The sequence below is a fragment of the Halovenus salina genome (genome assembly GCF_026410925.1).
GTDB classification, from domain to species: domain Archaea; phylum Halobacteriota; class Halobacteria; order Halobacteriales; family Haloarculaceae; genus Halovenus; species Halovenus salina.
On sequence record NZ_CP112972.1, the window covers coordinates 1,535,662 to 1,562,374 of the forward strand.

Sequence of the window (26,713 nt, forward strand, 5' to 3'; positions counted from 1 at the left end):
CCGTTCTGACTCACATCTGTTCGGTCGCTCACCACTTCGGCGGGCAAGGTTGTCCGCCAACAACACTGTGACTGCTCGATAACGCGGAAACTGTTCGGCCGATGGCCCTGTTTCTTTGGCCCAGCTATTTACACACTCCCAAGTTCGCGGTTGACGTCGCACCGACAGACTCTGCTGACACCCTCCATCCGGCAAAGACGCCAGCGGTTGCTGCCTTCCAATAGACACCCGGATGTGTACCAGGAAGCCCGTACGGTTCCATCGTTTGTCGTTCGAGGAGTGGGAGGTCGACCGTCCGCTCAACTCGCTCTGTAACCGACTTGCAAGCGGTCAAGTTTCAGTGACCGAGAAGATCGCTCACAGTTATCTCGCCTCGCCCGTGACTCTTACTCGATTTGTAACGGTTCGTCGTTGTTATCCGCGCTGCCATCGCGCTCGTCCCACTCCAGTTCGAACTCGACGCTCAGCTCGTATGGACCGTCCTGTGGCCCCTCGCGCTCTGCTTTGACTTCGAAGGTCGGACGTGTAGGCGGGTCCATCGTTACCGAGCTATCGCCCGACGTGAGTGTGATATCGGCACCGTCGCTGAGGTTCTCGGCGACGGTATGGAGAAATGATGCAATCTCGTCTCTGCTCTGGTCGCTCTCGGATTTGAACAGTACTTCTTCGGGCATACAACCATAGAGGGTGGGCGAGCTGATAACTGTATGTTTTCCCGGCTGATACCCCAGAGCAGGCGTGAAAGAGAGGACGGCGACAGCCGTCCGAGCAGGCTGTATCGGCCGACCGTTGATAGCCTGTCGTTGGTCTCACTCGAACGCGAGCCGAGACACGAGAGAAGCGAGCCATGGCTGCGCGAGACCGAACCGCTAAAGACCGTGCACACGACACTACAAATAATGACACGTCTGGGTACGGCGCATGCCGACCCTGGAGAGATGGCCACCGGTGAACTGGATGTCGGCGAAGCCCGCGACGGCAGTACTGTGTCACTGCCCGTAGCGGTCATCAACGGCGCGAAGACAGGAAAGACGCTCTACATGCAGGCCGCAAGCGACGGCGACGAGCTCAACGGCGTCGGCGTTCTCCAGCGGGTTGTCCCACAGCTTGACCCACGAGAGCTCTCGGGGACGATTCTGATCGTCGGCGTCGCCAACTACCACGCCTTCCAGCGGGGCGAGCATCGCAACCCGATAGACGACACGAAACTCAACCGGACCTATCCCGGCGACGAGAACGGCACCTCGACCGAGCGCATCGCCGCGGCGACGTTCGGTGCTGCCCGCCGGGCAGACCTGATTGTCGACCTCCACCAGGGCTCGACCTCCCGAATGATAAACGAGGTGCGCGTCAGGTGTGGGCGACGCCACCGACACCACGACGACTGTCTCGAACTCGCCAAGGTGTTCGGCTGTGGACACGTCCTCGACCAGAAAGGGCCCGACGGACAGCTTGCCCGCGTCGGCCCGGACGAAGGGATTCCGACCGTCGACCCGGAACTCGGCGGCGCGGTCGGCTTCGACGAGGAGAGTGTCCAGTACGGCACCGAGGGCGTATTCAACGTCCTTCGATACTACGACTTTCTGGACGGTCACGTCACCATGCGGTCACAGACCCGCGCCAACGGCTTCGAGCAGTACGGCTCTCCGGTCGGTGGCATCGTCGACTTCCAGGTCGACCTCGGCGAGAAGATATCCCGAGGGGCGACGCTGTTTACCGTGACCAATGTCTTCGGCGGCGTCAAGACCGAGGTCACCGCCGATACATCGGGCATCCTCTGGCGGACCCGTCGCCGCCCGCCGGTCGCCTCCGGCGAGTACATCTGCTCTGTCGGGACGGATATCGACACGTACTGAGCCCGGTACGCAATTTATTATTGTCCGCCCGTTACCATCGGTATGGACTGGCAGGCGTTGTTTCGGTCGCGTCGAGCTGTTGCAGTCTGTCTCTGTCTCCTAGTGGGAGCTGTCGGTGGCGTCGCCGTCGTCGACACGGGAGAGATTCCGGCGTGGGACCGAGTCTCTCCGTCACTGGACCTCGACGAGTCAGAGACAGCGTCACTCGTCCACGAGGGGATAAACAACGCCCGAGCGGAGCGGAACCTGACACAGCTGTCGCGTGAGGAGACACTGACTGCTGTTGCCCAGAACCACAGCCGAGACATGGCCGACCGCGGCTTTTTCAACCACACGACACCCGACGGCGTCGGCCCGGCCCAGCGGGTCACACGCGCCGGTGTCGCCTGCCAGGCTGTCAGCGAGAACATCGCCCGTCTGCCACGACAGAACCACGAGGGGCCACTGGCAGAGACAACTGTAGACGCCTGGCTGAACTCTGCGGGACACCTGATGAACATCGTGGCCGAGAACTGGTCACGGACGGGCGTCGGCGTCGTCGCCGACGAGGACACTGTCTACATCACACAGGTATTTTGTTCGTAACTGACCGCCAGGAACGGTACGCCTATACGCGGTCACGCCAACCGTTGCGTATGGAAACTTGGCGACTGCTCGCCTGGACGACAGGCCTGTTGCTCTTGTGGGGAGCGCTTGTCTCTCTTCTTGGCTATGACCTCTCGCCGTTCTCTATTATCTCCGCGGCGGCGTTTGGTATGCTCGGATTCTACCTGAGCAACAAGCTAACGGATAGACTGAACGATAATTAAAAGACGACCAAGCCGCGTCAGGCGTACTTTGCCTTGCTGAAGCTGTACGTGGCGTAGCTCGTGTACGTCACGAAAATCAGCGTCGTAATGGCTCCGGCGATTACACCGGGCATTATGCTGCCAGCGGCGACAGTATCGTGGACTGTTCCGAGGGCCAATAGCGTGACTGTGCCGACGATGAACGAGAGCGGCGTCGCCACCGTCGCCGCGAGCCCAGCGACGATTACCGTGAACAGGATTGGTTTCTTGCTGTCGTCAATCATCGTTTGTAACTCACCAGCACTGGTTTATAGAACTGTCGAAGCCGGCGACGACCCCGCACGGGGCCACGTTGTGTCACGAGGGCTCATAGAACGCCCCAGGGCCGTGGTCGTCCTGCCAGGTGAACGCAAACAGCCGTTGGGCGGGGACCCGTCTGAGCCGACGGCCGTCGCCTGCGCGGCCGGTCGCCGGGTCCCACACCGTCCCGTTGGCCCGGAGTTCGTCCTCGACAAGTGCGAACTCATATCCCGGGTTTTCGAAAGCGTGGAGGCCGTCTGTGGCGACCACCACCACGTCCATCCCACCGACCGTATCCGTGACGACACCGCCCGCGGCGCGGAGTCTTGTCTCGGGGTAGCCGACCGCCGTGTCGCCGTGTTCGATGCCCAGTACCCGGGTCTTGGGGCTGAGGTCCTCACGGTCCCAGGAGCGTCCCTCGCCGCTTCGGTGGGCAGCGAGCCCGAACTCCTCACTCCCGAAGTACTCCTCGTAGGGGTCGTCAGTGTAATCGACTGGAGCCGGCTGGTCGTCGTCGCTGGCGGCCTCGCTTTTCATCGTGGCGGGCTGGAGGACCACACCCTCGGGATAGTCGTCACGGAACCGCTCCCACGTGATAATCGGTGCTGGTCGGACGGTCAGTTCTTCCCCTTCGAGGCTGCCGGCAATACACTCCCCAAGAGATTGCTTCCACTCGGATTCCGTCTCTCTGTCGTACATCACGAGGTCGTCGTCGGCGAGTTTGCCCGAGACGCCGAAACTCAACACCTGGTCGTCGACGGTCCGCTCGTAGACGACGGCGCTCGCACAGAGCGGACACCACGTCACCGCCACCGGGTCGCCGTCAATGCGGTCGTTGACGATTTCGTGGAAGTTGAGAATCCGAATCGGGTATGCCTTCGGGGGCTCGCCGTCAAGGACGAGCACCTCGTCGTCTGCTGTCCCGACAAACTCCTCCCCGAATGTCGGGTCGTCGATGCTCGGGATGGCATCCTTGTCGAGGACCGAAATCACGTCCATGTGGAGAGCTTCGCCCGTCGCCCTCAAGAAAGTAGCCTGCGTGTGTGTCGGCAGGAACAGACCGCGTCAGTGTAGCTTGAGTTCGACCCGGCGGCCGTCGGGGTCTCGGACGTAGGCCGCCCAGGCACGGCCGTAAGCACCGTAGCGCTTGTAGGGTTCGCCGTCTTCGACCTCGACACCCTCCTCCCTGAGGTCGGCAAGCAAGTCTGTCAGCTCCTGTCGGGAGTCGACATCTGCCGAGCGCACCAGCAGACAGATGTGTTCGCCGCTGGGGTCGACTTCCTCATCTGTCGGCACGAGGTGGATATGTCGCCCGCCGGCGACGACGGCGACGTAGGGAACCTCCCCGGCCTCGTATCGCTCGCGGTCCCGGACTGCCAGCCCCAGCAGGTCGTGATAGAACCACAGTGCGCGGTCGATATCTGTCACCCGAATCGCCACGTGGTCGATGTCGACGATATCCATACTCACACAGTTGGCCCTCGGCGACTTATTGTCATCGCAGGAGAAACCAGATACTTGTGCCACCGGTGACGAGCGACAAAACAATGCCCTCTTACACGCGCCGACAGGCAGTTGCCGGTATCGCCGCTGCTGGCATCGCTGGCTGTCTCACCCGTCCGACAGGGTTGGACTCGCTGGATGAACTCCACGGGGAGTGGCCGGTCGCAGGCGGCACCGTCGCCCAATCCCGCGCAGTTTCGGGAGGACCAGACGACCCCAAAGAAGTGTGGACGACCGAGCTGTCCGACGTTCGCGGGGCCGGCACCCCCGCAGTCGTCGACGGCCAGGTGTATGTCCCGGCCGATGCGGTGTCCGACCGGGCACGGAACCGCTATCGACTATACGCCCTCTCAGGCGAGAATGGCTCGGAACGCTGGCAGGTCCCGCTCCGGGCATCCCCAAACGGATCACCCGCAATCACAGCAGGCCGCATTCTCGTCAGCGGGAAGCGCGAGACTGAACGGGGACGACTAGTCGCGTTCAGCGAGCCCTACGGTGACGAGGAGTGGCTGTACGACATCGAGGCCCGCGTGACCGCGCCGCCAACCTTCGACGGAACGACGGTCTATCTCCCGGACTGGAGCGGAACTGTCCACGCGCTGTCGGTCGTCGACGGCTCGGTGACGTGGTCCCGCCAGGTCAGCACCGACGGCGAGGGTCGGACCTTCCCGGAGGCGGCGGCAGTCGGCGACGGACGCCTGTATCTTGGGTCGAGTTCCGGACGAACCGGCGTCATAGCTGTCGATGCCGAAAGCGGGGAGACGGCGTGGGCGCGGTCGACGCCACGGGTGACCGCCAGTCCGGTCGTTTACGACGGGCTGATTGTCGTCCAGACCGACACGGTCGTCCGCGCATTCGATACCGCCGGCGAAGAACTGTGGGCGGTCAACCTCCTGGACCAGAACCCGTGGCGGCCAGCACCGGCCGTCGACGACTCTCGCATCTACGTTTCCAGAGGGACGACGACACACGCACTCACGCGAGACGGCAAGCAGGACTGGACATACGAGCGCAACACAGAGGCGAAGCATCCGCCCACAGTCGCCGGCGACGCAGTACTCGTCTCCGAGGACAGCGCTGTGACCGCACTCGACCGCACCGACGGGACGCGGCTGTGGCGAGCCGACACGGACGGCCGCGGCGAGGTCATCACGGTGGGAAATGCACTCCTGTTGACCGACTCCAGTGCTGTCACCGCGCTGGGTGCCTAGAGCAGGCGAGCCAGACGTTGGGACTGGCTGTCTCATACGGTTCTCGAACCACTACATCGTCAACGGTGATTCTTTCTTCAGAGCTTTCGTTAATTTCACTCCTAACACTCTTTACAGCGGATGACGTACCCCTGTTCAACGATGTCTATCGATCGAGACACCTTCGAGAACACGAGCGAGGACGAGCTCGAAGACCTTTCCGTGCCTGATCAAGTCCTCGGATTTCTCGCCGCCAACGAAGATCGGGCGTTCAAAGCCCGCGAAATTGCCACCCAGATCAGCCTCGGCGAGGGCGCAGTCAGCACCGCACTCTCACGACTGAAGGACCGCGGCCTCGTTGAACACAAAGCCACATATTGGGCAGTAACCGGCGATAGCGACCGCCTTGAAGGATATAGTGGTTACGAGCGAGCGACTGCCCTGTTCAACGACCAACTCGGCGAGGAGAATAAGGAGTCTTGGCGCGAGCACGCTCCCGGCGAGACACATCCAAGTGTGGAGAACGAACAGTGACCAACGACAGAGCGACCCCAATTTTCGAACGAGGCGATGTCGTCTACGGTGATGACCCATTCAAAGGTGAGGAGAGCGCTCGGCCCTGGCTTATTCTCTCCAACCACGAGGGACGGCCGTTTCACGGCGATCAGTACATCGCACTGACCTTGACCTCAAAATCATGGATGGACGGACTCATCGAGATCCCCGAAGACAGTTGGCTTCGTGGCGGTACGCCAGACGAGAGCCGAATCGTTCCCTGGGGTGTGCAATCAATCAGCCACGAGGATATCGATTTCTGGCAGGGCCGTTTAGCCGATGATGTCGTCGATAACGCGACGACTACTCTCGTCGACGAGTTGCGGTAGCCACTCTCGACCGTTCAGATTCCTCCGTAGTACAGATTCCCTCGACCGTAGTCTCAACGTCCCCAGGCGAGCAGCGCCGTATGGCAGAAGACACTTTATCGGTCGCTTACAGGTGCGCGTATGGACCTCAGCGACAAGCGACTCGTTGTCACCGGCGGAGCCGGCTTTGTCGGCTCACACCTCGTCGAGCGACTGGCCGAGACGAACGACGTGCTCGTCGTCGACGACTACTCAAACGGAAGCCGGGAGGCGGTTCCACCCGAAGCGACGGTCCTCGACGGCGACCTGACTGATTCGGACGTTGCTGCGGAAGCGATTACGGCCGACGTCGACGGCGTGTTCCATCTCGCCGCAGCGAAGGCCGTCAACACCGAGCGCCCGCGGGCACAGTTCGAGGACAACCAGGCGATGACCTACAACCTCCTCGAACGGATGGAGGAGGTCGGCGTCGACAATCTCGTGTTCACCTCCTCCTCGACGGTCTACGGCGAGGCACCGCGGCCGACGCCGGAAGACTTCGCCCCACTGGAGCCAATCAGCGCGTACGGCGCGGCCAAGCTGGCCGAGGAGAGCATTATCTCGACGTACGCCCACAGCCACGGGATCCAGGCCTGGGTGTTCCGGTTCGCGAACATCGTCGGCCCGCGGCTCCGTGGTGCGGTTGTCTCCGATTTCATCGAGAAGCTCCGCGAAGACCCCGAGCGACTTGTTATCCTCGGCGATGGCCGACAGGAGAAATCCTACATGCATATCAGCGAGTGTCTCGACGCCATCAGTTTCGCCGTCGAGAACGCCGCCGACGACTTGAACGTCTTCAACCTCGGGACGCGGACCACCACCTCGGTCGACCGAATCGCCGACATCGTGGCCGAAGAACTCGGCGTCAACCCGACCTACGAGCACACTGGCGGCGACCGCGGCTGGACTGGCGACGTACCGCGGATGCGTCTTTCCGTCGAGAAGCTGGCTGGGCTGGGCTGGGAGCCCGCACAGTCCAGTGACGACGCCGTCCGGCAGGCGACGCGCGAACTCAGTACCGAACTGTAGCTGTTAGTAGTCGGCAGTCTCGTCCGCTGTTTGAGGGAGTGTCCGTGGTAGTATATTCCTGTCAATACAGATGATAACTTTTAACATACGCCCGGAATACTGTAATGCAAACATGAATGGCGTAGAGGGGCGACTTCAGGAATGCTCCGACTGCGGACGGACGTTCAACAGGCGAGTCAACAGTCGCTGTCCGGTGTGTGAGACAGAAGTGCAACAAAACGAGGAGTACAACTAGCACCCAGCGTTCCCGAACTATCTACTCGTCGTCTGCAGCCGACTTCTCATCTGCATCGTCGTCACCAGCAGCGAGACCGGCATCTTCCTCGCGGTCGAGCGCCCGCGGCGTGTCGTGATACTCGGAGTAGCCGTCGAACCACCTGACGATGCGCTCGATGCGGTCGACGATGTGGCCGGGCTGGCCGCTGCGGGAGAGTTCGTGTCCCTCGTCTGGGTATCTGACAAAGCGCGTGTCGACATCGTGTTTACGGAGGATGCGATAGAACAGCTCCGCCGAACAGGCTGGCGTGCGGTAGTCGTCGTCGCTGTGGAGGACCAGCGTCGGCGTCTCGACCTGGTCTGCGTGGCCGGTCGGGGACTGCTCCCAGAGGAACTCGGGTTCGTCCCACGGCGTCGTATCGAAGTCACCCTCGACCAGCGAGTACGCGCCATCGGTCGAGCCATAGAACCCAGTCAGATCGTAGACACCACGTTGAGAGACTGCCGCCTCGAAGCGGTCGGTGTGGCCGACCATCCAGGCGGTCATGTAGCCGCCGAAGCTGCCGCCGGTCAGGAAGACCTGGTCGTCGTCAACGTAGTCACGGTCGGTTGCCGCCTCGATGCCGGCAGTCACGTCACTCATCGTCACCGAACCCCAGTCGCGCTCGATTGCAGCCATGAACTCTTCGCCATAGCCCGCCGACCCCCGAGGGTTCGACCAGAAGACGACGTATCCGCGTGCGGCAAGCGTCTGGAACTCGTGAAACATCGTCCCGCTCGTGGTCCACATCGCGTGGGGGCCACCGTGGACCTCGACGGCAAGGGGATAGCTCTCTTCGGGGTCGAAATCCGGCGGCGTGAGCAGCCACCCCTGGAGGTCGACGCCCTCGTTCGAGTAGGACAGTTCCTCCGGCCGGCAGACCGCCCGGTCGTCGAGCAGGTCGGCGTTGATTCGCGTCAGCCGGTGTTCCTCAGCTCCGCCCAGCGTCGAGACGAAGAGGTCGCCGGGGTGGTCCCACTCACTGCGGACGACGGCCAGAAGGTCCTCGCCGACATGGGCCGCGTCGAGGCTACTCCAGTCCTCCCGGAGCACGCGCTTGGCCTCGGTCTCGTCGTACGCGACGGACCACAGCGCTCCGGCTCCCTCGTCAGGCGTGGTAAAGAACAGCTGCTGTTCGTCGGGTCCCCACTGTGGCGCGGCGGCGTACCCGAGAGTTCGGTCGAGGTCTGCGGTCGGATGGAAGACCGTTCCGTCCTCGCTGTCGAGGACTTTCAGCTCGACCTGGCGAAGCGTCGACTGGTCGTCGTCGTTGTAGAGGAAGGCGACACGGCCGTCGCTCGTCGCGGCCAGAGCCTGTCCCCAGCCCGTCGTCGTGTGGACGGTCTCGCTCCCCCCGGCGTCGAGGTCGTGTTCGATAATCTCGTAGGCCTCGGAGTCGTCGGGGTCGTCGCCGACACTTTTCGTGTAGTACAGCGTCTCCTCCTCGCCCCAGGACGGACTCGCGTAGTCGGCATCGCCGTCGGTGAGCCGCGTGATATCGTCGTCCTCGTCAGGCCGGTTCCCCCCGAGTTCGACGGTGTAGACGTGACTGCGCTTGCCGTCGACGTACCGCTCCATCGAGCGATAGACCGTCCGGTCGATGACCCGGGGGTCCGGCGTTTCGGGTTCGAACTCCTCGGGAAGGTCGATGTCGCGCTCGTTCTCGCGGTCGGCCGCGCTTACGCTCTGGACGAACGCAATCGTCGAGCCGTCGGGCGACCACGCGATGTCACCAACACCGCCGACGACGTTCGTGACCTGTCGGGCCTCGCCGCCGGCCGTGGGGAGCACCCACAGCTGTGGGCGGTCGTCGCTCGCGCCCCGCGTCGAGACGAAGGCGAGTCGGTCCCCGCTCGGACTCCAGCGGGGCTGGCTGTCGACACCCTCCTTGACGGTGAACCGCCGGATGTCGTCGCCGCCAGTCGAGACGACGTAGACCGTGGCGGCGTAGGACTCCTCGTTGTCGGGAACCTTTCGGACGAAGGCAACCGACTCCCCGTCGGGGGAGACTCGTGGCTCCTCTATCTGCACGATATCGTGGAAATCGACCGCCTCGATTCGCTCCATGCAATCGGTGTGTTCTCCTGTTCCAAAGCCGGTTTCGGTTACGGAGGTGTCGGCGGTGTCACAGCTTCCAGGCGAGTTTCCGGCACAGCAACTGGCCCGGGCGTACTTGTATCTCCAGGCGAAACCGTCACATGATGGCACCACCTCACACAGCCCTCAGCCGCCGACGGCTTCTCGGGGCCGGAGCGGGGGTGCTCGTCGGGACACTTGCGGGCTGTACCCGACTCAGTGAGTTCATCGCAGATTACGCGGTCGGCGACGTGAACCTGTTCAACCTCTCGAAGGACCAACTCACGGGGCCGCTCGAACTAGGAGATCCCGACAGTGACGTGGTCCTCGACGAGGCGGTGAACCTCGCGCCCGAGTCAGGCGATAAAGACGGCGAGCCGTCGGTTATCTACGAGGACGTGCTGACGACCGCCGGGACATACAGGCTGGAGTTCCAGTTCGAGGCGACCGGTCCGAGCGACCGGTCGACGGTTGGGGCCGCCGAGGAGCTCGACATCGCCGACCCCGGCGACGAGAAGATTGTCGTCTTTTTCAGCGAGCGCTGGACCGACGAGTTTCTGACGATTCGGGCAATCGAGGACTTCGCCGAGCTCGAAGACGACTTCGAGAACTAGCGGTCCTCGAACCGTCGGACTCCCCGGTCGCCGTCCTCGAACAGCCAGAGGAAGGCAGGAACGTAACAGAGCCAGGCGAAGACGTAGCCGAGGCCGATGAGGAGACTTCGGGTGTCGCCGGCCGCGACGACCCCGTCGACGAGGCCAGCCAGCAACGCGATACCGACAAGAACCGCGACCGACGGCTCGTCGAGCCAGTCGTAGACGACGCCGATGAGCGACCCGACGACATAACAGAGCGCATACCGGCCGACCGCTGCCCCGCCGACGTAGAGATAGAAGTAAATCGTCACCGAGGGGCCTGGGTCGACGCCGAGCAGTTCGACGAGCGAGACGAGTCGACCGACAAACGGCTCTTGGACGCGAAACAGACTCACGACGACGAGTATCGCGGTCAACAGGCCGACGACGCGGCCGGCTTTGACTCCCGCGTGCGCAGGGTCGTGCTGTTCGACCATCCAAGCCTGCGGATTACGCCAGCCTGACCGCGGTCCCGTAGGCGAGCACTTCGGAGCCACCGCTGGATATCTCCGAGCTTTCGAGCCGAACGTTGACAACCGCGTCTGCGCCCATCGACTCGGCGTCGGTCACCATCCGGTCGAGCGCCTCCTCGCGGGCTTTGGTCAGCAGTTCGGAGTAGGCTTTGAGTTCGCCGCCGGTGAGGTTTCTGATGCTCTGAGTGATGTCGCGGCCGACGTTGCGGGCCTCGACGGTGTTGCCCCGGGCGATGCCGAGTGTCTCTTCGATTTCTTCGCCTGGAATCGAATCGGTGTTTACCACGTGCATACCAATTCATAGGCGGTACACCCCTACAAAAGTGTCTGCCGGGTTTCAGGCCGAGCAACGATTGACCTATGTGCCAGGACGCGATACGATCGAACGTGCAAGTCGTCGGCTACGAGGCGGCGCCGGCCGGAGATACGGATGCGGCCGCCCTGTTGCTCGCGAGCGACGGCACCGTCTCCCGAGAATCACTCGCCTCCGGGACCGAACTCGCTTACCGCCTCGGTGAGCGCCACTGTGCCGGGACCGTCGAGAGCGGCGTCCACACCGCCTGCCCGGTCGAATCTGCCCCCTACTGTGACCGTCACACCTCGCGGTGGGCGTGTGCGCGGTGTACTGGCGACTGCGGGATGCCACTGGAAAGCTGTCACGAGGAGCACGCACTCTATCTCGCGGCCTTCGCTCCCGCGACGTTCAAAGTCGGCGTCACCCGGTCGTGGCGACTCGATACCCGTCTGCGCGAGCAGGGCGCAGATCGGGCCGCCCACCTCCGGACAGTCTCGAACGGCAAGGTCGCCAGACAAATCGAGGCCGAGATTGCCGCCGAAGTCGGCGACCGGGTCCGCGTGCCGACGAAGATACAGGGGCTACACAAGACTGTCGACGACGAGGCGTGGACGGGACTGCTCGCCGACTTCGACCCCGTGGAGACGTTCTCGTTCGAGTACGGACTTGACCTCGACGAACGGCCAGTCGCCGAGACGATAGCCAGCGGGACCGTCCGCGGGACCCAGGGTCGGGTGCTCGTGCTCGAATACAACGGAAGCACCTACGCTGTCGACCTTCGTGACCTCGTGGGCTATGAACTCACAGCCGGCCAGCCGGAGCGGTCCCTCCAGTCGAGTTTCGCCGCCTTCCGGTAATCGTTTCAATTGCGTGACCCGAATCTGCCGAAACAGGAGAGGCTAAGTACGTCGGGGAGAACCACAGCACAACTCCGATGAGTCTGAACGCCAACGACAGGGCGATTGCGGGGTTCACGATGACCGGTCACGCGCTTGTTCACTGGTTCGAGACCTCGATTCCCATCTTTCTGGTCGTCTGGCTCGCTGAGTTCGACGTTGCTGTTGGCCTGTTTGGAATTATTGTGGCGCTCGGGTACGCGCCTTTTGGCCTCGGTGCGCTTCCGGGGGGTGTGCTCGCAGACCGGTACGGCACAAAACGACTCATCGTCCTCTGTCTGGCCGGCATGAGCGGTGCCTTCCTCCTGTTGGCGCTCGCGAACTCGATCTACGCCATCGGCGGCGGGCTCGTGCTCTGGGGGGTCGCCGCAAGCGTCTACCACCCCGCCGGTCTCTCGCTCATCTCGACGGGCGTCAGCGAGCGCGGGACGGTCTTTGCCTACCACGGCATCGCCGGCAACATCGGTATCGCGCTGGGACCCTTTGTTGCAGCGACGCTGCTCATCTTCTACGACTGGGAACTCGTCGCTGCCGGGCTGGCGATTCCGGGCCTTTTAGCGGCCGCCTACGGCCTCTCTGCGGATTTCGACCCCATCGCCGCGGCCGACGAACTCGACGAGGAGACCGAGGAGACGCCGTCCTCGCTGGCGGATATCCTCGCCAGCTCGCGGGCGCTGTTTGCCAGTGCCTTTGCTGTCGTCTTCCTTATCGTCTCCTTCGAGGGGCTGTTCTACCGCGGCATGTTGACGTACCTCCCCGAGATTCTCCAGGACCTGCCCGTGCTCGTCGACTTCGACCCCGGCCCTGCGCTCGAAGGCATCGAGCCCGGCGACTACATCTACGTCGGTCTGCTTGTCGTCGGCATGGGAGGCCAGTACGCCGGCGGGAAAGCCACCGACAGCGTCCGTCCCGAGCGTGGCATCGTCGGTATCTTCGCGGTGCTCGCAGTGCTCGCACTCGTCTTTGTCCCAGTTTCGGAGCTTGGCCTTGGGCCGCTTGTGGTGTTGTGTGGCGTCATCGGCTTTTTCCTGTTCGCCATTCAGCCCTTCTACCAGGAGGCCGTCGCCGTCTACACACCGCCGGACGGTCGGGGACTATCCTATGGCTACACCTACCTCGGCGAGTTCGGCTTCGGCTCGGCCTCGATTGCAGTCGGGGGGTTCCTGCTTGGTTCGTTCGAGCTTGCGGTCTTTTTCAGTGTGCTGTCTGCGTTCGCGCTCGTCGGAGCCGGCCTGGCGGCCGTTCTCTGGGCCCGGTATCGATAGCTTCAGCGTGAGTGGCGACGAGCGCGTGTGGCAGAGCTGCCCGTCGCCGCGTTCGTGATACGGCCCTGGTGGACTGTCGAGAGAGAGTCGACAACAGTCGGGCCACGAACTGGTAGCCTCCGCCACATTCTTCAATCGGCTCGTAACAGAGTCTGTATGAGCTACATTGTTCACGCCCTCTCACGAGCGGACTGGGAGACGTTCAGCGAGCAAGGCGAGCACCGCCCACGTTCACTCGACGAGGAGGGGTTCGTTCACTGTTCGAAACTCGGTCAGATTGGGCTCGTCGCCGACTACAACCACGCCGACGAAGACGAGCTGGTGCTTGCGTTACTGGACGAGTCGCGCCTCAACCTACCGGTTCGATACGAGAGCGAAGACGGCGAAAGCGCGTTCCCACACGTCTATGGGCCCCTCTCTCTGGATGCGGTCGTCGAGACGTTCCCGTTCGAACAGGATGAAACCGGGTTCCGCCTTCCGGAACAGCTACTGAACGAGCGGTTCACTTCTCCCGAATCGGAATGAGCGCGTCACAGACAGACTGAACTCCCGCTATCACCCAGTCGCCGACGAACCTATTTGTCAGCGCGGGTCGAACAGCCGGTATGGTCGGGTTCGCTATCTCGGTCTCCGGTCCGTTCGCCCTCCTGCTCGCGGCACTCGGCGCGGTCTGGATATATCAGGACGCGACAAAACGAAAGATGGGCACGGCAGACATGTGGGCCGTCGGCTTCTTCGTCGGTTTCTTCGTGCCGCCACTACTCGGTGCCGTCGCCGTGTTCGCCTACTACCTCCAGAAGCGCGAGCCGAGATATCCCGGCCCTCAGCGGGTGCCCGAGCGGTGACGGTCACTCGCCCATGTGGCGGGCGATGATGTCCTTCTGGATTTCCGAGGTTCCCTCGTAGATGGTCGTAATCTTGGCGTCGCGGTAGTAGCGTTCCACGTCGAAGTCCTTGGTGAAGCCGTAGCCGCCGTGTATCTGGACGGCCTCCTCGGCCACGTCGACGGCGGTCTCGCTGGCGAAATACTTCGCCATTGAGGCGGCCTGGGCAGCGATGCCGTCTTCGTTCTGGCGGGCGGCGTCCCGGGTGAGCAGGCGGGCAGCCTGGACGTTCGTCTGCATGTCGGCGAGCTTGTGGGCGATAGCTTGGTGGTCGGCAATCTGTGTGCCGAACTGCTCGCGCTCGTGGGCGTACTCGACGGAGTCGTCGAGGGCCGCCTGTGCGAGGCCGACGGCCTGGCTGGCGATGGCGATGCGGCCGCCGGTGAGAATCGAGAACGCGGCCTTTAGTCCCCGCCCAACCTCAGTCAGGCGGTACTCCTCGGGGATGCGGGCGTCGTCGAAGATGAGCGTCGTCGTGTCGCTGGCCCGGAGTCCCAGCTTGTCCTCCTTTTTGCCGACCTCGACGCCCTCTGTATCCATCGGAACCAGAAACTGCGTCACCGTGTCGGGGTCGTCGCGGTCGGTCTTGGCAAAGAGGATGACGACGCCGGCGCGGGTTCCGTTGGTTATCCACTGTTTTTTTCCGTCGATGACGTACTCGTCCCCCTCGTGACGGGCCTCGGTCGTCATCGCGGCGGGGTTCGAGCCGGCGTGGGGCTCCGAGAGCGCAAAGGCCCCGACAGGGCGTCCCTCGTTCATCTCGGGCAGCCATTCCTCTCTGTGTTCCTCGGAGCCAAACTCCGCGATACAGGAGGTGGCGAGACAATGGACCGAGAGCGCGGTCGCGAGCGAGAGATGCCCACGGGCGAGTTCTTCGTTGATGATGCTGTAGGTGACCTCGTCGGCGTCGAAGCCGTCGTACTCCTCGGGGACGGTCAGCCCGGCGAAGCCGAGTTTCGCGAGTTCGTCCCAGACGCCCTCGGGGAAGGTTTGGGTCTCGTCAGCCTCGTCGACCACATCGGCGACCTCCGCCGCGACGAAGTCGCGAATCGTCTCCTGAATCATCTCCTGTTCGGCTGTCAGTTCCATAGTTGAGAGTAGGACGCCCGGGTAGTAAACGCTGTTACTTGTCGCTCACTGCCGTCCTTGTGTCAGTCCTCGTCAAGGCCGAAGACGTCCCTGAGTTCGCCCTCGATTTCCTCGACGTACCGGTCGAGGGTGGTGTCGAGTTTCTCCTCGTCGACGACGACGCCCTGGAGTCGACCGGCTGGGTCCTCGGGCAGTTCGATACGGAACTGCCCCTCTCCCTCGTAGAAGGGCTCGCTCTCGGCGAGAATTCCCTGGTCGATGGCGTGGATTAGTTCCGAGTCGTAAGCGTCGTTCATCGTCTCGAAGGCCTGCTTGTAGGCCCGCTGGAGTTCGGTGAAGTAGTTCGCGTACTTGTCCTCGAATTTCTCGGGGTCGAAATCGGTCATCGGGAGAGGATAGCGGACCGACGTTCAAATTCCTGCCGTTTGGGCGAACGTATTACGTGACGGTTCCGCGGCTGTCGCTGAACCATCTGCTCGATTGGCGTGGGGACTGACCGCTGCCGAAACTACTTGATTGAAATGATATTGGATCTGGTATGCAAGATGGAGTGCGCGTATCTTGCACGGCAACCGACTCAGTTTTGCTAGCTTATCTCCCTAATACGCAGGTATCATAGTGACTCGATCTTGTCGGCCCGATGTGCCATACATTCAAACTCACTGCGAATCAAGCCTACATATGAATCAATCCAATACGCCTCAAGCGGGGTTTATTGACCCGGACGGGGGCAACGCTGCGGCTGTTCGGGACCTTGCTGAGGGAGTCCTCGATCAACTCATAGGGCAACTCGAGTGGCAAACGACCGGTCACCGTTACCGGAGAATTCATCGGCTCCATCGGGTGCGATTCCAGACTCTTCGCGGTCCCAGAGTGATCTACTGGACGATATAGAGACAATAGTTCGGGGATCGATGAATCCTGCCTATCCCGGGTACATCGGTCATATGGATACGATACCGACGACGGTCTCCGTGTTGGGCGACCTCGTGGCATCGGCAGTCAACAACAATATGCTGAGCGTGGAAATGTCTCCAGTGTTTTCTGAACTTGAGGTTCGATTGACCGAGAAAATTGCTGACGAATTCGGCCTCGGGCCTGACGCTGGCGGCGTACTTTGTAGCGGTGGCAGTTTGGCAAATCTCCACGCACTCACGGTCGCCCGTAACCAAGCGTTCAACGTTCACAAAGAAGGCCTCGTTGGTGTAGGTCGCAAACCAGTGTTGTTCGCATCGGAGGTGGCACACACGTCGCTGCAGAAGGCCGCTATGTTGGTCGGACTCGGTACTGACGCTGTCATCCCTATCGAGACGGACGACAACTCTCGAATGGACCCCAATGCGCTGGAGCAGGCAATCGAGAAGGCTGAACGAGAAGATCGAGCACCCTTTTGTGTCATTGCGACAGCCGGGACGACGACGACGGGGAATATCGATCCACTCCCAGCTATCCGAGATGTCGCCGACGAACACGACCTGTGGTTCCACGTTGACGCGGCCTATGGCGGGGCGCTCGTGTTCTCGGAGGCCGAATGCGGGCGGCTCGATGGAATCGAGTCTGCCGATTCAGTGACGTTCAACCCTCAGAAATGGTGTTATGTCGCCAAGACCTGTGCAATGGCTCTGTTCGCCGACGAAGACATCTTACAGGAAGATTTCCGGATTGGGGCTCCATATATGCGCGGCAACGATGCGATTCCGAATCTCGGCGAGCTGAGTGTTCAGGGTACCAGACGAGCAGATATCCTGAAGCTCTGGCTTACCTTTCAACATCTCGGTCGCGACGGACTCGAACAACTAATCGACGAAAGCTACCGATTGACCGCTCTGATTCGTGACCGCGTTGTCAAACACGACGCGCTGGAACTCGCCAGCAGGCCGGAAATGAATATCATCTGTTTCCGGGCGGTACCAGAGTGGTGTCCCTCAGAGAAACAGGACGACCTGAATAACCGACTCCAACAGACGTTGCTCTCTGAACACGACATCTTCGTCTCGTTACCCACCTATCGTGACAATAGATGGCTGCGAGTTGTCCTCCTCAACCCATTCACCGGAGAGGAGACCCTTCAGCGGCTGTTCGGTGGGATTGACGGTTTCTTGAATGCAGAACAGGGCTGACTGGAAGTACGCTATTGTACTCTCGGTACTCCCTCTGATTCGATAACCCAAACTCAAGGTGGTTATTTACGGCAAACCTGGTCACATTCATATAAGATAAATTATATATCCTCATCGGACAAACAATCGGATGTCGTGATGAACACAATTTCCAACCGAATCGGAACAGATAGCCCACCCGAGGTGCTGAACTGATGGTGGTCGAGACCTCCCCGACTGCCGAGTTCTTCCTCGTTGGTCGAGTGTTGCTCGGTGGTGTCCTTGCATACCTGGGGATCAGTAACATGCTCGATGCCGGGAACAAAATCGAATACGCTCGCTCAATGGGCGTCCCCATTGCTGGTATCGCCGTTCCAGTGTCGTTCGTGATGCTGATTCTCGGCGGACTCGGGATCCTCCTCGGCATCTACCCGATGGTCGCGAGCATCGGAGTCATCGCATTCTTTGTCGGAGTCACGCCCGCGATGCACGCCTTCTGGCGTATCGACGACCCAGACGAGCGAAGCCAGGAGAAGACGCAATTCCTGGTCAACCTCGCGTTGCTCGGGAGCGCTGTTATCGTGCTCGCACTCGGGACCGCACCGTGGCCATACACCCTGTAACCGCAATCAGTACTACACCACTCCACTCGATTCATATGACTACAGACGACTCAACAGAGCCATTCGCTGGATTGTTCGCAGACACCGACGCTGAACCGGAGTTCCTGACGAAACTTCGTGCGCACGACCCGGACTTCGCAGACTACGTGGCTGCAATCGCACGGAACGCCGGGAGTGACAAGACGCTCTCCGCACAGACGAAGACGCTCATCACACTGGCACTCGATGCAGCCGACGGAAACACGACCGGCGTGAAAGACCTCGCTGCAGTCGCCCGGTCACAGGGCGTTTCCGAGCAGGAACTCGTCGAGACGGTGAAAGTCATCGCCAATCAAAGTGGCCTCGGAAAACTCGCAGTTGCCGCCCACGCCCTTGAGGAGTAGACTAAACGTCAGGCGTCTCAGTGGATTGGTTGGCCGTTTCGTCAACCCACTCTGCATTCCACTCGTCGATTGCGTCGAATACTGGCTCGAGTGCCGCTCCCTTCTCGGTCAGACTGTAGTGCGTCTCGACGGGTGGGCCTTCCTCGACATTGCGGTCGACAATCCCATCCTCTTCGAGTGATTCGAGGACGCGCGAGAGCGTGTACGAACTCGCGCCAGATGCTCGCTTCAGTTCGTTGAATCGGTGGTCGCCATCGAACAGGTTGTAGAGAATCCGAAGTCGCCACTTGGTACCGAACTGATCGAGTGACTGGACGCCTGCACACGCGTCCGGCGTGAGTTCTCGGACCTCGCGGAGATTCTCGTCGATCTCCTCGTCGGGCGCTGGAACCATATCAGCGCATACGCAGTCCCAGGTGTTAGTGTTTGTCTTGCGAACTCTGCCAAAAATTGTCGATACTGCTGAGCAGTAGCTGTCGAGTCAAAACGGAGAACAGCTATCTGATGGGCCTGAAGAGGAGTAATTCGCCAACGGAAAAACTCTATTACAGTTCCTTCGTTGGCCTGTTCATGAGTGACGTTACAATCCGCGAGTTGGAGTCACAGGCTGAGTGGATAGACGCATTTCCGTTGATGAAACAACTGCGGACGCACCTGGACGAAAACCAGTACCTGGACTACCTCGAACAGATGAGTGCTGACGGATATCGACTGTTCGGGCTGTTCTCGGGAGACGAACTTGCCGCTCTCGCGGGTGTCGATATTTTGACCAACATGTACTACGGGCGGCACCTTTGGGTGTTCGAGGTTGGTGACCGACGCTGACCACCGCTCGAAAGGCTTTGGGAAACAACTGTTCCAGTATCTTGTGGACTGGGCTGAAGACAAAGGGTGTGAGAAGGTCGCTCTTTCGTCGGGCGTACAGAGAGACCAGGCACACCGATTTTACGAAGACCACGTCGAAATGGACCGAGCCAGTTACGTTTATACTCTAGATTTGAGCTGAGTGTGGCAGAGAATGGAGTCAGAAGCCAAACTCACCGCAGACGATGGCGACGAAGCCGACGAAGTCGGTAGGTCGGTGCTGCACGGATGATGGGACTACCGTGCTCGTCGGGGCCAATGGTCGCGACTCCAGCGGGAAAATGCCGGCCGTGCGTACATCTTTGTCCTACGTGACCGTTGACGGGCACCGTCACTCCCGCTCGTGAGTGGCTGTGAAATCAATATCAGGGCCGACTGGAACGAACCCGGTCGGGTTGATATCCGTGTGGCTCCGGTAGTAGTGCTTCTTGATGTGGTCGACATTGACCGTCTCTGCGACCCCGTCATGTTGGTAGATGTCGCGCGTGTATCCCCACAGGTTCGGATAGTCGACGAGTCGCCGGACGTTACACTTGAAATGCGTATAGTAGACTGGATCGAACCGGACGAGCGCAGGGAAGAGTCGGAGATCGGCGATGGTGAGCGAATCACCGACGAGGAATCGCTGGTCGCCGAGTACCGCCTCCCAGTGGTCGAGCGCCTCGAACATGGTCTCGACTGCCCGCTCGTAGGTGTCCTGAGAGTCTGCGAACCCGGCGGTGTACGCCCCCTGGAGAATTGGTTCGTACAGCTCGTCGACAACCGCATCGATGCGATCACGCTTCCCGGCCGGGTACAGATCGTATTCGTCACTGTGGTCGGCGAAGGCCGTCGCAAGCATCTCCATGATCTCGATGGATTCGTTGTTGACGACCGTCTCTTCGACCCGGTCCCAGAGGACTGGCGTAGTGACGCTGCCAGTATACGTCGGATCAGCTGCAGTGTACACCTCGTGGAGGAACTCCGAGTCGTGGAGAGAATCCGACGTACACCCCGGTTTGTCGGGGCTGAATTGCCAGCCACCAGTCCCGCGATACGGGTCGACGATATTCATTGAGATGACATCCTCAAGGCCAAGGAGTTTCCGCACCAGGACAGCGCCGTGAGCCCATGGACAGGCGCGGGCAATGTAGAGGTGATATCGCCCGGATTCTGGTGGGAATCGGGAGCCGGCGGAGATGCGTTCTCGGAACGAGTCTTGGCTTCGGTTCTGATCGCTTTCGGTCAATTCGTCAGTCGTCTTCCAGTGGCCGTCGATGAGGTATCCCATGTGTGATAATCTGGTTTTGCAGTTGTGTCTGAGATTCGTCTATGCCGTCTCCGAGACGGGTTCTTTGAGCTCGATGAGGTAGCCGAAGGGATCTCGGACGTAGATTGCGGGGGCTTTACCTGTCGCCCCGTCAGGAGTCCCTTCTCGTTCGATGATGACTCCTGCATCCTCGAGTTCCTGCTTGACATCGTCGATATCCTCGTTCAGAATGATTGCGAGGTGGTCGAAGTTCTCCCGTTTGGGATGGACGAACTCGTCGGTCGGTCTAACGTGGATGATCGTATCTGCTGTGAGCCGGAAGTGGAAAATCGGTGTATCGCCCTGTTCGTACTCTTCGAATCCCTCGAGTGGGAATCCGAGGAGGCCCTGGTAGAATTCGATTGCATGCTCGATCTCGTCATCTGGAATTCGGAGGTGAATGTGATCAATTCGTTGTGCGTCCATCGTTCGTAGTGAGATAGAACCGTCTATCGCATATAGCTCAGGCAATCCGAATCTGATCAGGTCACACTAGACTAACCACCGAAAGAACGATGAGAAAAATGGTTTTCCAATGGAAAATAGCGAATATTCTCCCGATAGCTTTGACTTGATCACGCCGGATACTTTTTCCGTACCGGTCCGTTCTTCATCCTAAGATTGACACCCTTGAGAGAACTCTGAGGACGATACTTGAACTTCCATTACTACCGTAAAATTTACTTGCTGAATAGATTCTCTGCATGTTTCACCGGTTTTCTGATGAATTTCAGATATCTTCTACCCGCCTCGGTACGTAAACCACCTGTACTGACCGATTCTGCGCGACCAGCACTGGTATCCATAACCGCGTTGACTAGCTACGAGCCCTGTTTCTGTGGGAGATAGAGCGTGATGTAGCTCACGAAGAGAACACCGAAGACGCCACCAACGATGAGATAGTAGACCGGATCCATCCCGGTGGCTGTGTCGACGAATTTCTCGACGGTCACAGTACGAGCGGAACTGCCTGTGAAAAACTCACGAGCAAGCGCAATGGCGACTAGCACGACAAGGACGATATCGAAGCCATCGCGCTCGTTCATTGCTCGAAGACTGTCGCCGGCGCGTATTAGCTTTGCTGCCTCAGGCGACGCTGAGAGTCTCCTGATAGGAGCCGAACTGGTCCTCGAAGACGCCCATAATCTCGCCCATCGTCGCGTAGGCCTTCACAGCGTCGATAATCGGCGGGACGACGTTGTCGCCGTTACGGACAGCCTCTTCGAGCGCATCGAGGGTGTCCTCGACGGCCTCCTCGTCGCGTTCGTCTTTGACGTTTGCGAGGCGGTCTTTCTGGCGGCGCCCTGTCTCTTTGTCGACCTGGAGCAGTTCCGGCTCTGTATCCTCCTCGATTTCGTACTTGTTGACGCCGACGACGGTCTCCTCGCCGCGTTCGACCCGTTCCTGGTACTCGTAGGCCGACTCCTGGATTTCGCGCTGGAAGTAGCCGTCTTGGATTCCCCGAAGGACGCCTTCCTTCATCGAGCCGTCGCCCATCTCTTTGATTTCCTCGATGTACTCCATCGCCTCCTCCTCGACCTCGTTGGTGAGTGACTCGACGGCAAAGGAGCCACCCATCGGGTCGACGATGTCGGCTGCGCCGGACTCCTCGGCGATAATCTGCTGGGTGCGCAACGCCACGCGGACGGCCTCCTCGCTGGGGAGTGCCAGCGCCTCGTCGTAGCTGTTGGTGTGGAGGCTCTGTGTCCCGCCCAGGACGGCAGCGAGTGCCTGGATGGTCACGCGGGAGATGTTGTTCAGGGGCTGTTGTGCGGTCAGGGACTGACCGGCGGTCTGGGTGTGGAACTTGAGCTTGCGGGCGGCCTCGGACTCGGCGTCGTACCACTCCTCGGTGACCCGGCCCCAGATGCGGCGGGCGGCCCGGAACTTGGCAATCTCTTCGAAGAAGGAGTTGTGTGAGTTAAAGAAAAAGGAGAGCGTCGGCCCGAACTCGTCGATGTCCATCCCACGGTCGAGACAGTCCTCGACGTAGGCCATCCCGTCGGCGAGCGTAAAGGCGAGTTCCTCGACGGCCGTCGAGCCAGCCTCGCGGATGTGATACCCCGAGATGGAGACCGGCTTGAACTTTGGCGTGTTCTCGGCTGAGAACTCGATGATATCCGTGACGACACGCAGCGAGGGCTCCGGGGGAACGACCCACTCTTTCTGGGCGATGAACTCCTTGAGCATATCGTTCTGGAGGGTGCCACGAATCTCCTCTCGTGGGACGCCCTGCTGGTCGGCCAGCGCGATGTACATGGCGTAGATGACGGCCGCGCTGGGGTTGATAGTGAACGACGTCGAAACCTCCCCGAGGTCGATGCCGTCGAACAGAATCTCCATATCCCGGAGTGTGTCGACGGCCACGCCCTCCTTGCCGACCTCGCCGCGGCTCATCTTGTGGTCCGAGTCAATGCCCATCAGCGTGGGCATGTCAAAGGCCGTCGAGAGACCTGTCTGGCCCTCATCGATGAGGTAGTGAAAGCGCTCATTGGTCTCTTCTGCGGTGCCGAAACCGGCGAACTGGCGCATCGTCCAACTCCGGCCGCGGTGCATCGTCGGGTAGACGCCACGCGTGTACGGCGGCTCACCCGGGAAGCCGATATCTTCCTCGAAGTCGGTGTCTTCGAGATTATCTGGCGTGTACAGGCGGTCGACCTCCAGGTTCGATACCGTGGCAAAGCGGTCCTGGCGTTCCCCGTAGGCATCAAGCACCGGGTCGCGCCGCTCTGTTTCCCAGTCGGCGGCCGACTCGCGGATTGTTTCGAGTTCGTCCTCATCGAACATATCTCCCTGTACGTGGGGCACCCGCATGAAAATTCCGGATAACATACACACCCTACCGTTGCTACTCCTGGAGGCGCTGTGTGGTCTCGACAAGCGGGTGGTGGGCGTAGTCGACGGCCTCAATGTCGGCGACTTCTTCGAGATTCTCTTTCTCTGCGGTCTTTGCCATGCCGATGTCGACGGCCTCGTCGATGACGATGAGGTAGGCATCCATCGTCTCGATGCCGAGGTCGCTTGCGGCCTTGACGCGGTGGTGGCCGTCCGCGAGCAGGCAGTCAGTTGGTGTCTCGACGACGACAAGCGGCTCGGCCAGGCCGCGTTGGAGTTCGTACTTGCGGCCTTCAAGTTCGTCGGCATACACTTTCCCTTGCGTGGGTGTCAGCTCCGTGAGGTCGACCTCGCGGCGATCCTGGCGGACACCGACATCGTGGATGTTTTCGAGGGTTTGCATGAGCTTGTCGACCTTTCCGGGGGTGGCCCGCTCGATCTGGCTGCGTATCACGTCGGCGTTTGAGATGATGCCCACGAGGTTGCCGGCGTCGTCGACAACGGGCAGGCGCTGGATGCCCGAACGGAGGATAACCCGGGCGGCGTCGTCGAGTTTCATCTCCGGGTGGGCAACAAGCAAGTCACGCGTCATAATCTTGAATATCGGCTCGTCGTCGTCATGTAACAGGAGGTCGCGGGCGGCGACAAAGCCCTCGACGTGGCGGCCCTCACAGACTGGGAACCCGCTATGTCCATCACTGTCGGCGATACGCCGGGCGACATCCCCGACAGTTGTATCCGGCGACACTGTCGCCACGTCCCGCGTCATATAGTCTTCGACACTGGGTTTTCGGTCCGCTGTCATCACACACATCGACGGGGAGGAGCGTCAAAAGCCTCTCGCCTGCCCCTACTCGCTGTCGTTGTTGGTCCGCGTGAACGCGCCCGACTCGATGGTGTGTTCGTCTGTCTGGACGAGATACCGGTCGCCCTCGAACTCGTCGTGTACCGACTGGGTTCGAAGCGTCGTCGTGGCCGCGATAGCATCCAGAAATCGCTCCTCGATGATGTCCTCGATGACCGCCGTAAGCGACGCCTCCTGTTCCTCGACAGCGTCGAGGATGCCGAGTGGAATCTGTGCCCCGGCCATATCAACGTGGCCGCCTGCACTGCCGATCTGGTCGAACGCCTCGCGGACGGTCTCGCCGATGTCGACATCGACCCCGTGGGAGCGAGCAGAGGCGTATATCGTCCCGTCTTTGACCCCATAGACCAGCGTCGCCGTGACGTCATCGATGGTGAGCAGACGGTCTGCGGCCTGGGCGAGTGCGTCGCGCTCGGCGAGGTCGCCGACACAGCTCATCAACACCTGGCCGTCGACACGGCGGTCCTGGATGGCACGTGCGGTGATTTCGAGCGTCGTCGCGCTCACGGAGGGCGATTCGATGCGTTCGAGAACGCCGAGGTCGGCCGCCGGCAGGACCGCCGATGCCGCCTCGAAGTCCGCCGGCGAGACTTCGCGGCTGAACCCCTTCGTATCGACGTGGATACCGAACAGCAGTGCAGTGGCGACGGTTGTGTCGACCTCGACCCCGAACAGGTCGAGATAGTCCACTAGGAGCGTACTCGTCGCGCCGACGCCGCTTCGCAGGTCGACGAAGCGGGCGTCGACCGGTGCCCGGGGCGGGTGGTGGTCGATGACGATATCGATATCGTGGTTAGCTGGGAGTTGATTGTTGACGCTCGGGCGCGCGTGGTCGACCAACGCGATGCCGTCGAACTCCGCGAATCCCTCGTCGGGGTCGAGCTGTCGCAGCTCCAGGTCGAGGACGTTGACAAATGCCCGGTTCTCCTGGTGGGTAATCTCGCCGTGATAACACACCTGGGCCGTACAGCCCGCCGACTCGGCGAGCCTGGCGAGTGCGGTGCCGCTCGCGATGGCGTCGGGGTCGGGATTGTCGTGTGACACCACCGCCAGGCGGTCGATGCTCCGAAACACACGCTTGAGCTGGTGGAGTCGCTGTCCTGCCCCGCCCGTGCGGTCGAGCACGTACGACGCCGCCTGGCGGTAGGGGTTTGCTACCCTGTCGGCGACCGTGCGCAGCACCTCGTCTGCAGTTGGCGCGTCTCCGGCGGCGTAGGCGAGTAGATAGGTCTCCGGAAACGCCCTTCGGGCTGCGCGAACCGTCTCGACGGTCGCGGCGTGTGTCTCTTCGATGACGACGACCATCTCGGCCGACAGTCCATCGAGGGCACTGGCGTCTGCCGGGTCGCGTGCCTCAACGACGGTCCCCTCGTTCCGGAGCGCCGTCGCCAAGCTCTCGTCGTCGGTCACGACTCGGACCGAGCCGGACTGGTCTCGAAGCGCCCCGACCACCCGCTGGAGAAGGGTCCCGCTTCCGAGGACCAGTCGGTCTACCATAGCTGCTATTGTGTGACACTCCCTCTAAAAGCCCGTGTTTCGGTACAGACCGGTCGACGAGACCTCAATCCATCGTTGCTGCCAGGAATCCGCCGAGTCCGAGCGTCGCAAGCGCGAGCGGCCACGGTTCTCCGGACGTGCCTGCATGGTACGCCGCGAGAACGACACACAGACTCCCGACTGCGAGTCCTGCAAGCCTCATGCTCTCGGGGACCGTTCGTGCTGTTGCGGTTTGTGAATCCATATTTGCCTGCAGTACACAGACGATAATAAATCAAGGGACACAGACGCTCGACGAGAAACAGCGACCGAGAGGGGTGGTCACTTCAGGCGTTCCTGGAGGAAAGAAGGGTGTGCAGCACTGACGCCGTCGAGTTCGAGGATGTCCTCGTTGATTATCTTCCCCAACGCGTCGCCGTCGGGAGCACGGATCTCGGCCATCAGGGTGTGGTCGCCACTGGAGGTGTACAGCGCCTCGATTGAGTCGAACTGCTTGAGCTCGCGGGTCACGTCGACGTAGCGTTCGCTCTCGACATCGACCCCGACGAGTGCGATAGACTGGCTGGAGAGTTTTTTCGGGTCGACATCGGCAGAGTAGCCCACGATAACCCCCTCCTCTTCGAGCTTCTGGATGTACTTGCGGACGGTGGGTTTCGAGACATCCGCTCGGTCGGCTATCTCGGCGTACGACGCCTGTGCGTCCTCTTCCAACACGGATAAGATTCGCTGCTCGGTCGCCTCGGCGCTCATATAGTTATAGCTTTACACTATACAAAAAAATATCTTCCGAACTGGAAAAGTATCCTTGAATCGCTCTGAGAC

Annotated in this window: 35 protein-coding genes; 17 read left to right on the forward strand and 18 right to left on the reverse strand. The window is 61.0% G+C overall.

What is annotated here, in order from left to right; translation table 11 throughout:
* Positions 1 to 386: 386 nt before the first annotated feature.
* Entirely contained in the window at positions 387 to 674 is a 288-nt protein-coding gene (locus tag OSC37_RS07760) for an amphi-Trp domain-containing protein (protein ID WP_267164014.1), read from the reverse strand.
* Positions 675 to 896: 222 nt separating this feature from the next.
* Between OSC37_RS07760 and OSC37_RS07765 the strand changes: the two genes are divergently transcribed.
* Genes OSC37_RS07765 through OSC37_RS07775 form a run of 3 tightly spaced genes read left to right on the forward strand, consistent with a single transcriptional unit; the run spans position 897 to position 2,665 of the window.
* Positions 897 to 1,856 carry a succinylglutamate desuccinylase/aspartoacylase family protein gene (locus OSC37_RS07765; protein WP_368409572.1) on the forward strand — a complete coding sequence of 320 codons (960 nt, stop codon included), beginning with the start codon at positions 897 to 899 and terminating at the stop codon, positions 1,854 to 1,856.
* Between the two features lie 42 nt (positions 1,857 to 1,898).
* Positions 1,899 to 2,441: a CAP domain-containing protein gene (locus tag OSC37_RS07770; protein WP_267164016.1), complete on the forward strand. Its 543-nt coding sequence runs from the start codon at positions 1,899 to 1,901 to the stop codon at positions 2,439 to 2,441.
* 50 nt (positions 2,442 to 2,491) lie between these two features.
* Positions 2,492 to 2,665: a hypothetical protein gene (locus tag OSC37_RS07775; protein WP_267164017.1), complete on the forward strand. Its 174-nt coding sequence runs from the start codon at positions 2,492 to 2,494 to the stop codon at positions 2,663 to 2,665.
* 17 nt (positions 2,666 to 2,682) lie between these two features.
* Here OSC37_RS07775 and OSC37_RS07780 read toward each other — a convergent pair whose 3' ends face one another.
* The 3 genes from OSC37_RS07780 to OSC37_RS07790 all read right to left on the reverse strand — a co-directional run bounded on the left by OSC37_RS07780 (position 2,683) and on the right by OSC37_RS07790 (position 4,408).
* The gene (locus tag OSC37_RS07780) at positions 2,683 to 2,928 is read right to left on the reverse strand and encodes a hypothetical protein (RefSeq protein WP_267164018.1); all 246 of its coding nucleotides are present in this window, start codon (positions 2,926 to 2,928) and stop codon (positions 2,683 to 2,685) included.
* A 73-nt stretch (positions 2,929 to 3,001) separates the two neighbouring features.
* Positions 3,002 to 3,943, reverse strand: a complete 942-nt coding sequence (locus OSC37_RS07785; protein WP_267164019.1) for a DUF3179 domain-containing protein — start codon at positions 3,941 to 3,943, stop codon at positions 3,002 to 3,004.
* 66 nt (positions 3,944 to 4,009) lie between these two features.
* Positions 4,010 to 4,408 (reverse strand): VOC family protein, encoded by a 399-nt coding sequence (locus OSC37_RS07790; protein ID WP_267164165.1) that lies wholly within the window; start codon positions 4,406 to 4,408, stop codon positions 4,010 to 4,012.
* Between the two features lie 83 nt (positions 4,409 to 4,491).
* On the opposite strand from OSC37_RS07790, the gene OSC37_RS07795 reads away from it, so the two are divergent.
* The 4 genes from OSC37_RS07795 to OSC37_RS07810 all read left to right on the forward strand — a co-directional run bounded on the left by OSC37_RS07795 (position 4,492) and on the right by OSC37_RS07810 (position 7,568).
* Complete coding sequence (locus OSC37_RS07795) at positions 4,492 to 5,658, forward strand: outer membrane protein assembly factor BamB family protein (protein WP_267164020.1); 1,167 nt, start codon at positions 4,492 to 4,494, stop codon at positions 5,656 to 5,658.
* Positions 5,659 to 5,799: 141 nt separating this feature from the next.
* A complete protein-coding gene (locus tag OSC37_RS07800; protein WP_267164021.1) occupies positions 5,800 to 6,171 on the forward strand; it encodes a MarR family transcriptional regulator in 372 nt (123 codons plus the stop codon).
* Positions 6,168 to 6,521 (forward strand): type II toxin-antitoxin system PemK/MazF family toxin, encoded by a 354-nt coding sequence (locus OSC37_RS07805; protein WP_267164022.1) that lies wholly within the window; start codon positions 6,168 to 6,170, stop codon positions 6,519 to 6,521. The genes OSC37_RS07800 and OSC37_RS07805 overlap by 4 nt, the downstream gene beginning before the upstream one ends.
* Positions 6,522 to 6,641: 120 nt before the next feature.
* Positions 6,642 to 7,568 carry an NAD-dependent epimerase/dehydratase family protein gene (locus OSC37_RS07810; protein WP_267164023.1) on the forward strand — a complete coding sequence of 309 codons (927 nt, stop codon included), beginning with the start codon at positions 6,642 to 6,644 and terminating at the stop codon, positions 7,566 to 7,568.
* 256 nt (positions 7,569 to 7,824) lie between these two features.
* Here the strand turns inward: OSC37_RS07810 and OSC37_RS07815 are convergent, their stop codons facing one another.
* A complete protein-coding gene (locus tag OSC37_RS07815) occupies positions 7,825 to 9,891 on the reverse strand; it encodes a S9 family peptidase (RefSeq protein WP_267164024.1) in 2,067 nt (688 codons plus the stop codon).
* Positions 9,892 to 10,025: 134 nt separating this feature from the next.
* Between OSC37_RS07815 and OSC37_RS07820 the strand changes: the two genes are divergently transcribed.
* A complete protein-coding gene (locus tag OSC37_RS07820) occupies positions 10,026 to 10,514 on the forward strand; it encodes a hypothetical protein (RefSeq protein WP_267164025.1) in 489 nt (162 codons plus the stop codon).
* On the opposite strand, the gene OSC37_RS07825 is transcribed toward OSC37_RS07820, so the two are convergent.
* The gene (locus OSC37_RS07825) at positions 10,511 to 10,972 is read right to left on the reverse strand and encodes a hypothetical protein (protein WP_267164026.1); all 462 of its coding nucleotides are present in this window, start codon (positions 10,970 to 10,972) and stop codon (positions 10,511 to 10,513) included. The genes OSC37_RS07820 and OSC37_RS07825 overlap by 4 nt on opposite strands.
* Before the next feature lie 13 nt (positions 10,973 to 10,985).
* Entirely contained in the window at positions 10,986 to 11,300 is a 315-nt protein-coding gene (locus OSC37_RS07830; protein ID WP_267164027.1) for a YbjQ family protein, read from the reverse strand.
* A gap of 95 nt (positions 11,301 to 11,395) precedes the next feature.
* Between OSC37_RS07830 and OSC37_RS07835 the strand changes: the two genes are divergently transcribed.
* From OSC37_RS07835 to OSC37_RS07850, 4 genes are all read left to right on the forward strand, one after another.
* A complete protein-coding gene (locus tag OSC37_RS07835) occupies positions 11,396 to 12,160 on the forward strand; it encodes a DUF2797 domain-containing protein (RefSeq protein ID WP_267164028.1) in 765 nt (254 codons plus the stop codon).
* Between the two features lie 77 nt (positions 12,161 to 12,237).
* On the forward strand, positions 12,238 to 13,464 hold the full coding sequence (locus tag OSC37_RS07840; protein ID WP_267164029.1) for an MFS transporter: 1,227 nt from the start codon (positions 12,238 to 12,240) through the stop codon (positions 13,462 to 13,464).
* A 156-nt stretch (positions 13,465 to 13,620) separates the two neighbouring features.
* A complete protein-coding gene (locus tag OSC37_RS07845; RefSeq protein WP_267164030.1) occupies positions 13,621 to 13,989 on the forward strand; it encodes a DUF952 domain-containing protein in 369 nt (122 codons plus the stop codon).
* A gap of 80 nt (positions 13,990 to 14,069) precedes the next feature.
* Positions 14,070 to 14,309: a hypothetical protein gene (locus OSC37_RS07850; protein ID WP_267164031.1), complete on the forward strand. Its 240-nt coding sequence runs from the start codon at positions 14,070 to 14,072 to the stop codon at positions 14,307 to 14,309.
* Positions 14,310 to 14,312: 3 nt separating this feature from the next.
* Here OSC37_RS07850 and OSC37_RS07855 read toward each other — a convergent pair whose 3' ends face one another.
* Positions 14,313 to 15,437 carry an acyl-CoA dehydrogenase family protein gene (locus OSC37_RS07855; RefSeq protein ID WP_267164032.1) on the reverse strand — a complete coding sequence of 375 codons (1,125 nt, stop codon included), beginning with the start codon at positions 15,435 to 15,437 and terminating at the stop codon, positions 14,313 to 14,315.
* A gap of 62 nt (positions 15,438 to 15,499) precedes the next feature.
* Positions 15,500 to 15,823, reverse strand: a complete 324-nt coding sequence (locus OSC37_RS07860; RefSeq protein ID WP_267164033.1) for a DUF5783 family protein — start codon at positions 15,821 to 15,823, stop codon at positions 15,500 to 15,502.
* A 408-nt stretch (positions 15,824 to 16,231) separates the two neighbouring features.
* Here OSC37_RS07860 and OSC37_RS07865 point away from each other — a divergent pair, with 408 nt between their 5' ends.
* The 3 genes from OSC37_RS07865 (at position 16,232) to OSC37_RS07875 (ending at position 18,542) form a co-directional block, all read left to right on the forward strand.
* The gene (locus tag OSC37_RS07865; protein ID WP_267164034.1) at positions 16,232 to 17,557 is read left to right on the forward strand and encodes a pyridoxal phosphate-dependent decarboxylase family protein; all 1,326 of its coding nucleotides are present in this window, start codon (positions 16,232 to 16,234) and stop codon (positions 17,555 to 17,557) included.
* A 194-nt stretch (positions 17,558 to 17,751) separates the two neighbouring features.
* Positions 17,752 to 18,159, forward strand: a complete 408-nt coding sequence (locus tag OSC37_RS07870; RefSeq protein WP_267164035.1) for a DoxX family membrane protein — start codon at positions 17,752 to 17,754, stop codon at positions 18,157 to 18,159.
* A gap of 35 nt (positions 18,160 to 18,194) precedes the next feature.
* Complete coding sequence (locus OSC37_RS07875) at positions 18,195 to 18,542, forward strand: carboxymuconolactone decarboxylase family protein (RefSeq protein ID WP_267164036.1); 348 nt, start codon at positions 18,195 to 18,197, stop codon at positions 18,540 to 18,542.
* Between the two features lies 1 nt (position 18,543).
* Here the strand turns inward: OSC37_RS07875 and OSC37_RS07880 are convergent, their stop codons facing one another.
* Positions 18,544 to 18,936, reverse strand: coding sequence for a winged helix-turn-helix transcriptional regulator (locus tag OSC37_RS07880; RefSeq protein WP_267164037.1), 393 nt, complete (start codon positions 18,934 to 18,936; stop codon positions 18,544 to 18,546).
* Positions 18,937 to 19,112: 176 nt separating this feature from the next.
* Here OSC37_RS07880 and OSC37_RS07885 point away from each other — a divergent pair, with 176 nt between their 5' ends.
* Together OSC37_RS07885 and OSC37_RS18975 are read left to right on the forward strand one after the other, a co-directional pair.
* On the forward strand, positions 19,113 to 19,367 hold the full coding sequence (locus OSC37_RS07885; RefSeq protein ID WP_267164038.1) for a hypothetical protein: 255 nt from the start codon (positions 19,113 to 19,115) through the stop codon (positions 19,365 to 19,367).
* On the forward strand, positions 19,354 to 19,548 hold the full coding sequence (locus tag OSC37_RS18975; protein WP_368409557.1) for a GNAT family N-acetyltransferase: 195 nt from the start codon (positions 19,354 to 19,356) through the stop codon (positions 19,546 to 19,548). The genes OSC37_RS07885 and OSC37_RS18975 overlap by 14 nt, the downstream gene beginning before the upstream one ends.
* A gap of 189 nt (positions 19,549 to 19,737) precedes the next feature.
* Here the strand turns inward: OSC37_RS18975 and OSC37_RS07890 are convergent, their stop codons facing one another.
* The 8 genes from OSC37_RS07890 to lrpA1 all read right to left on the reverse strand — a co-directional run bounded on the left by OSC37_RS07890 (position 19,738) and on the right by lrpA1 (position 26,641).
* Entirely contained in the window at positions 19,738 to 20,676 is a 939-nt protein-coding gene (locus tag OSC37_RS07890; protein WP_267164039.1) for a glutathione S-transferase family protein, read from the reverse strand.
* 39 nt (positions 20,677 to 20,715) lie between these two features.
* Positions 20,716 to 21,120 (reverse strand): VOC family protein, encoded by a 405-nt coding sequence (locus tag OSC37_RS07895; protein WP_267164040.1) that lies wholly within the window; start codon positions 21,118 to 21,120, stop codon positions 20,716 to 20,718.
* Between the two features lie 395 nt (positions 21,121 to 21,515).
* Entirely contained in the window at positions 21,516 to 21,740 is a 225-nt protein-coding gene (locus OSC37_RS07900) for a hypothetical protein (protein ID WP_267164041.1), read from the reverse strand.
* Positions 21,741 to 21,780: 40 nt separating this feature from the next.
* Positions 21,781 to 23,481: an acyl-CoA mutase large subunit family protein gene (locus OSC37_RS07905; protein ID WP_267164042.1), complete on the reverse strand. Its 1,701-nt coding sequence runs from the start codon at positions 23,479 to 23,481 to the stop codon at positions 21,781 to 21,783.
* A 61-nt stretch (positions 23,482 to 23,542) separates the two neighbouring features.
* Positions 23,543 to 24,334 carry a CBS pair associated ParBc domain-containing protein gene (locus OSC37_RS07910; RefSeq protein ID WP_438267594.1) on the reverse strand — a complete coding sequence of 264 codons (792 nt, stop codon included), beginning with the start codon at positions 24,332 to 24,334 and terminating at the stop codon, positions 23,543 to 23,545.
* A 45-nt stretch (positions 24,335 to 24,379) separates the two neighbouring features.
* Positions 24,380 to 25,891, reverse strand: coding sequence for a DHH family phosphoesterase (locus tag OSC37_RS07915; RefSeq protein ID WP_267164044.1), 1,512 nt, complete (start codon positions 25,889 to 25,891; stop codon positions 24,380 to 24,382).
* Between the two features lie 64 nt (positions 25,892 to 25,955).
* Complete coding sequence (locus OSC37_RS07920) at positions 25,956 to 26,135, reverse strand: hypothetical protein (protein WP_267164045.1); 180 nt, start codon at positions 26,133 to 26,135, stop codon at positions 25,956 to 25,958.
* A gap of 77 nt (positions 26,136 to 26,212) precedes the next feature.
* Positions 26,213 to 26,641 (reverse strand): HTH-type transcriptional regulator LrpA1, encoded by a 429-nt coding sequence (gene lrpA1 / locus OSC37_RS07925; RefSeq protein ID WP_267164046.1) that lies wholly within the window; start codon positions 26,639 to 26,641, stop codon positions 26,213 to 26,215.
* Positions 26,642 to 26,713: the final 72 nt, after the last annotated feature.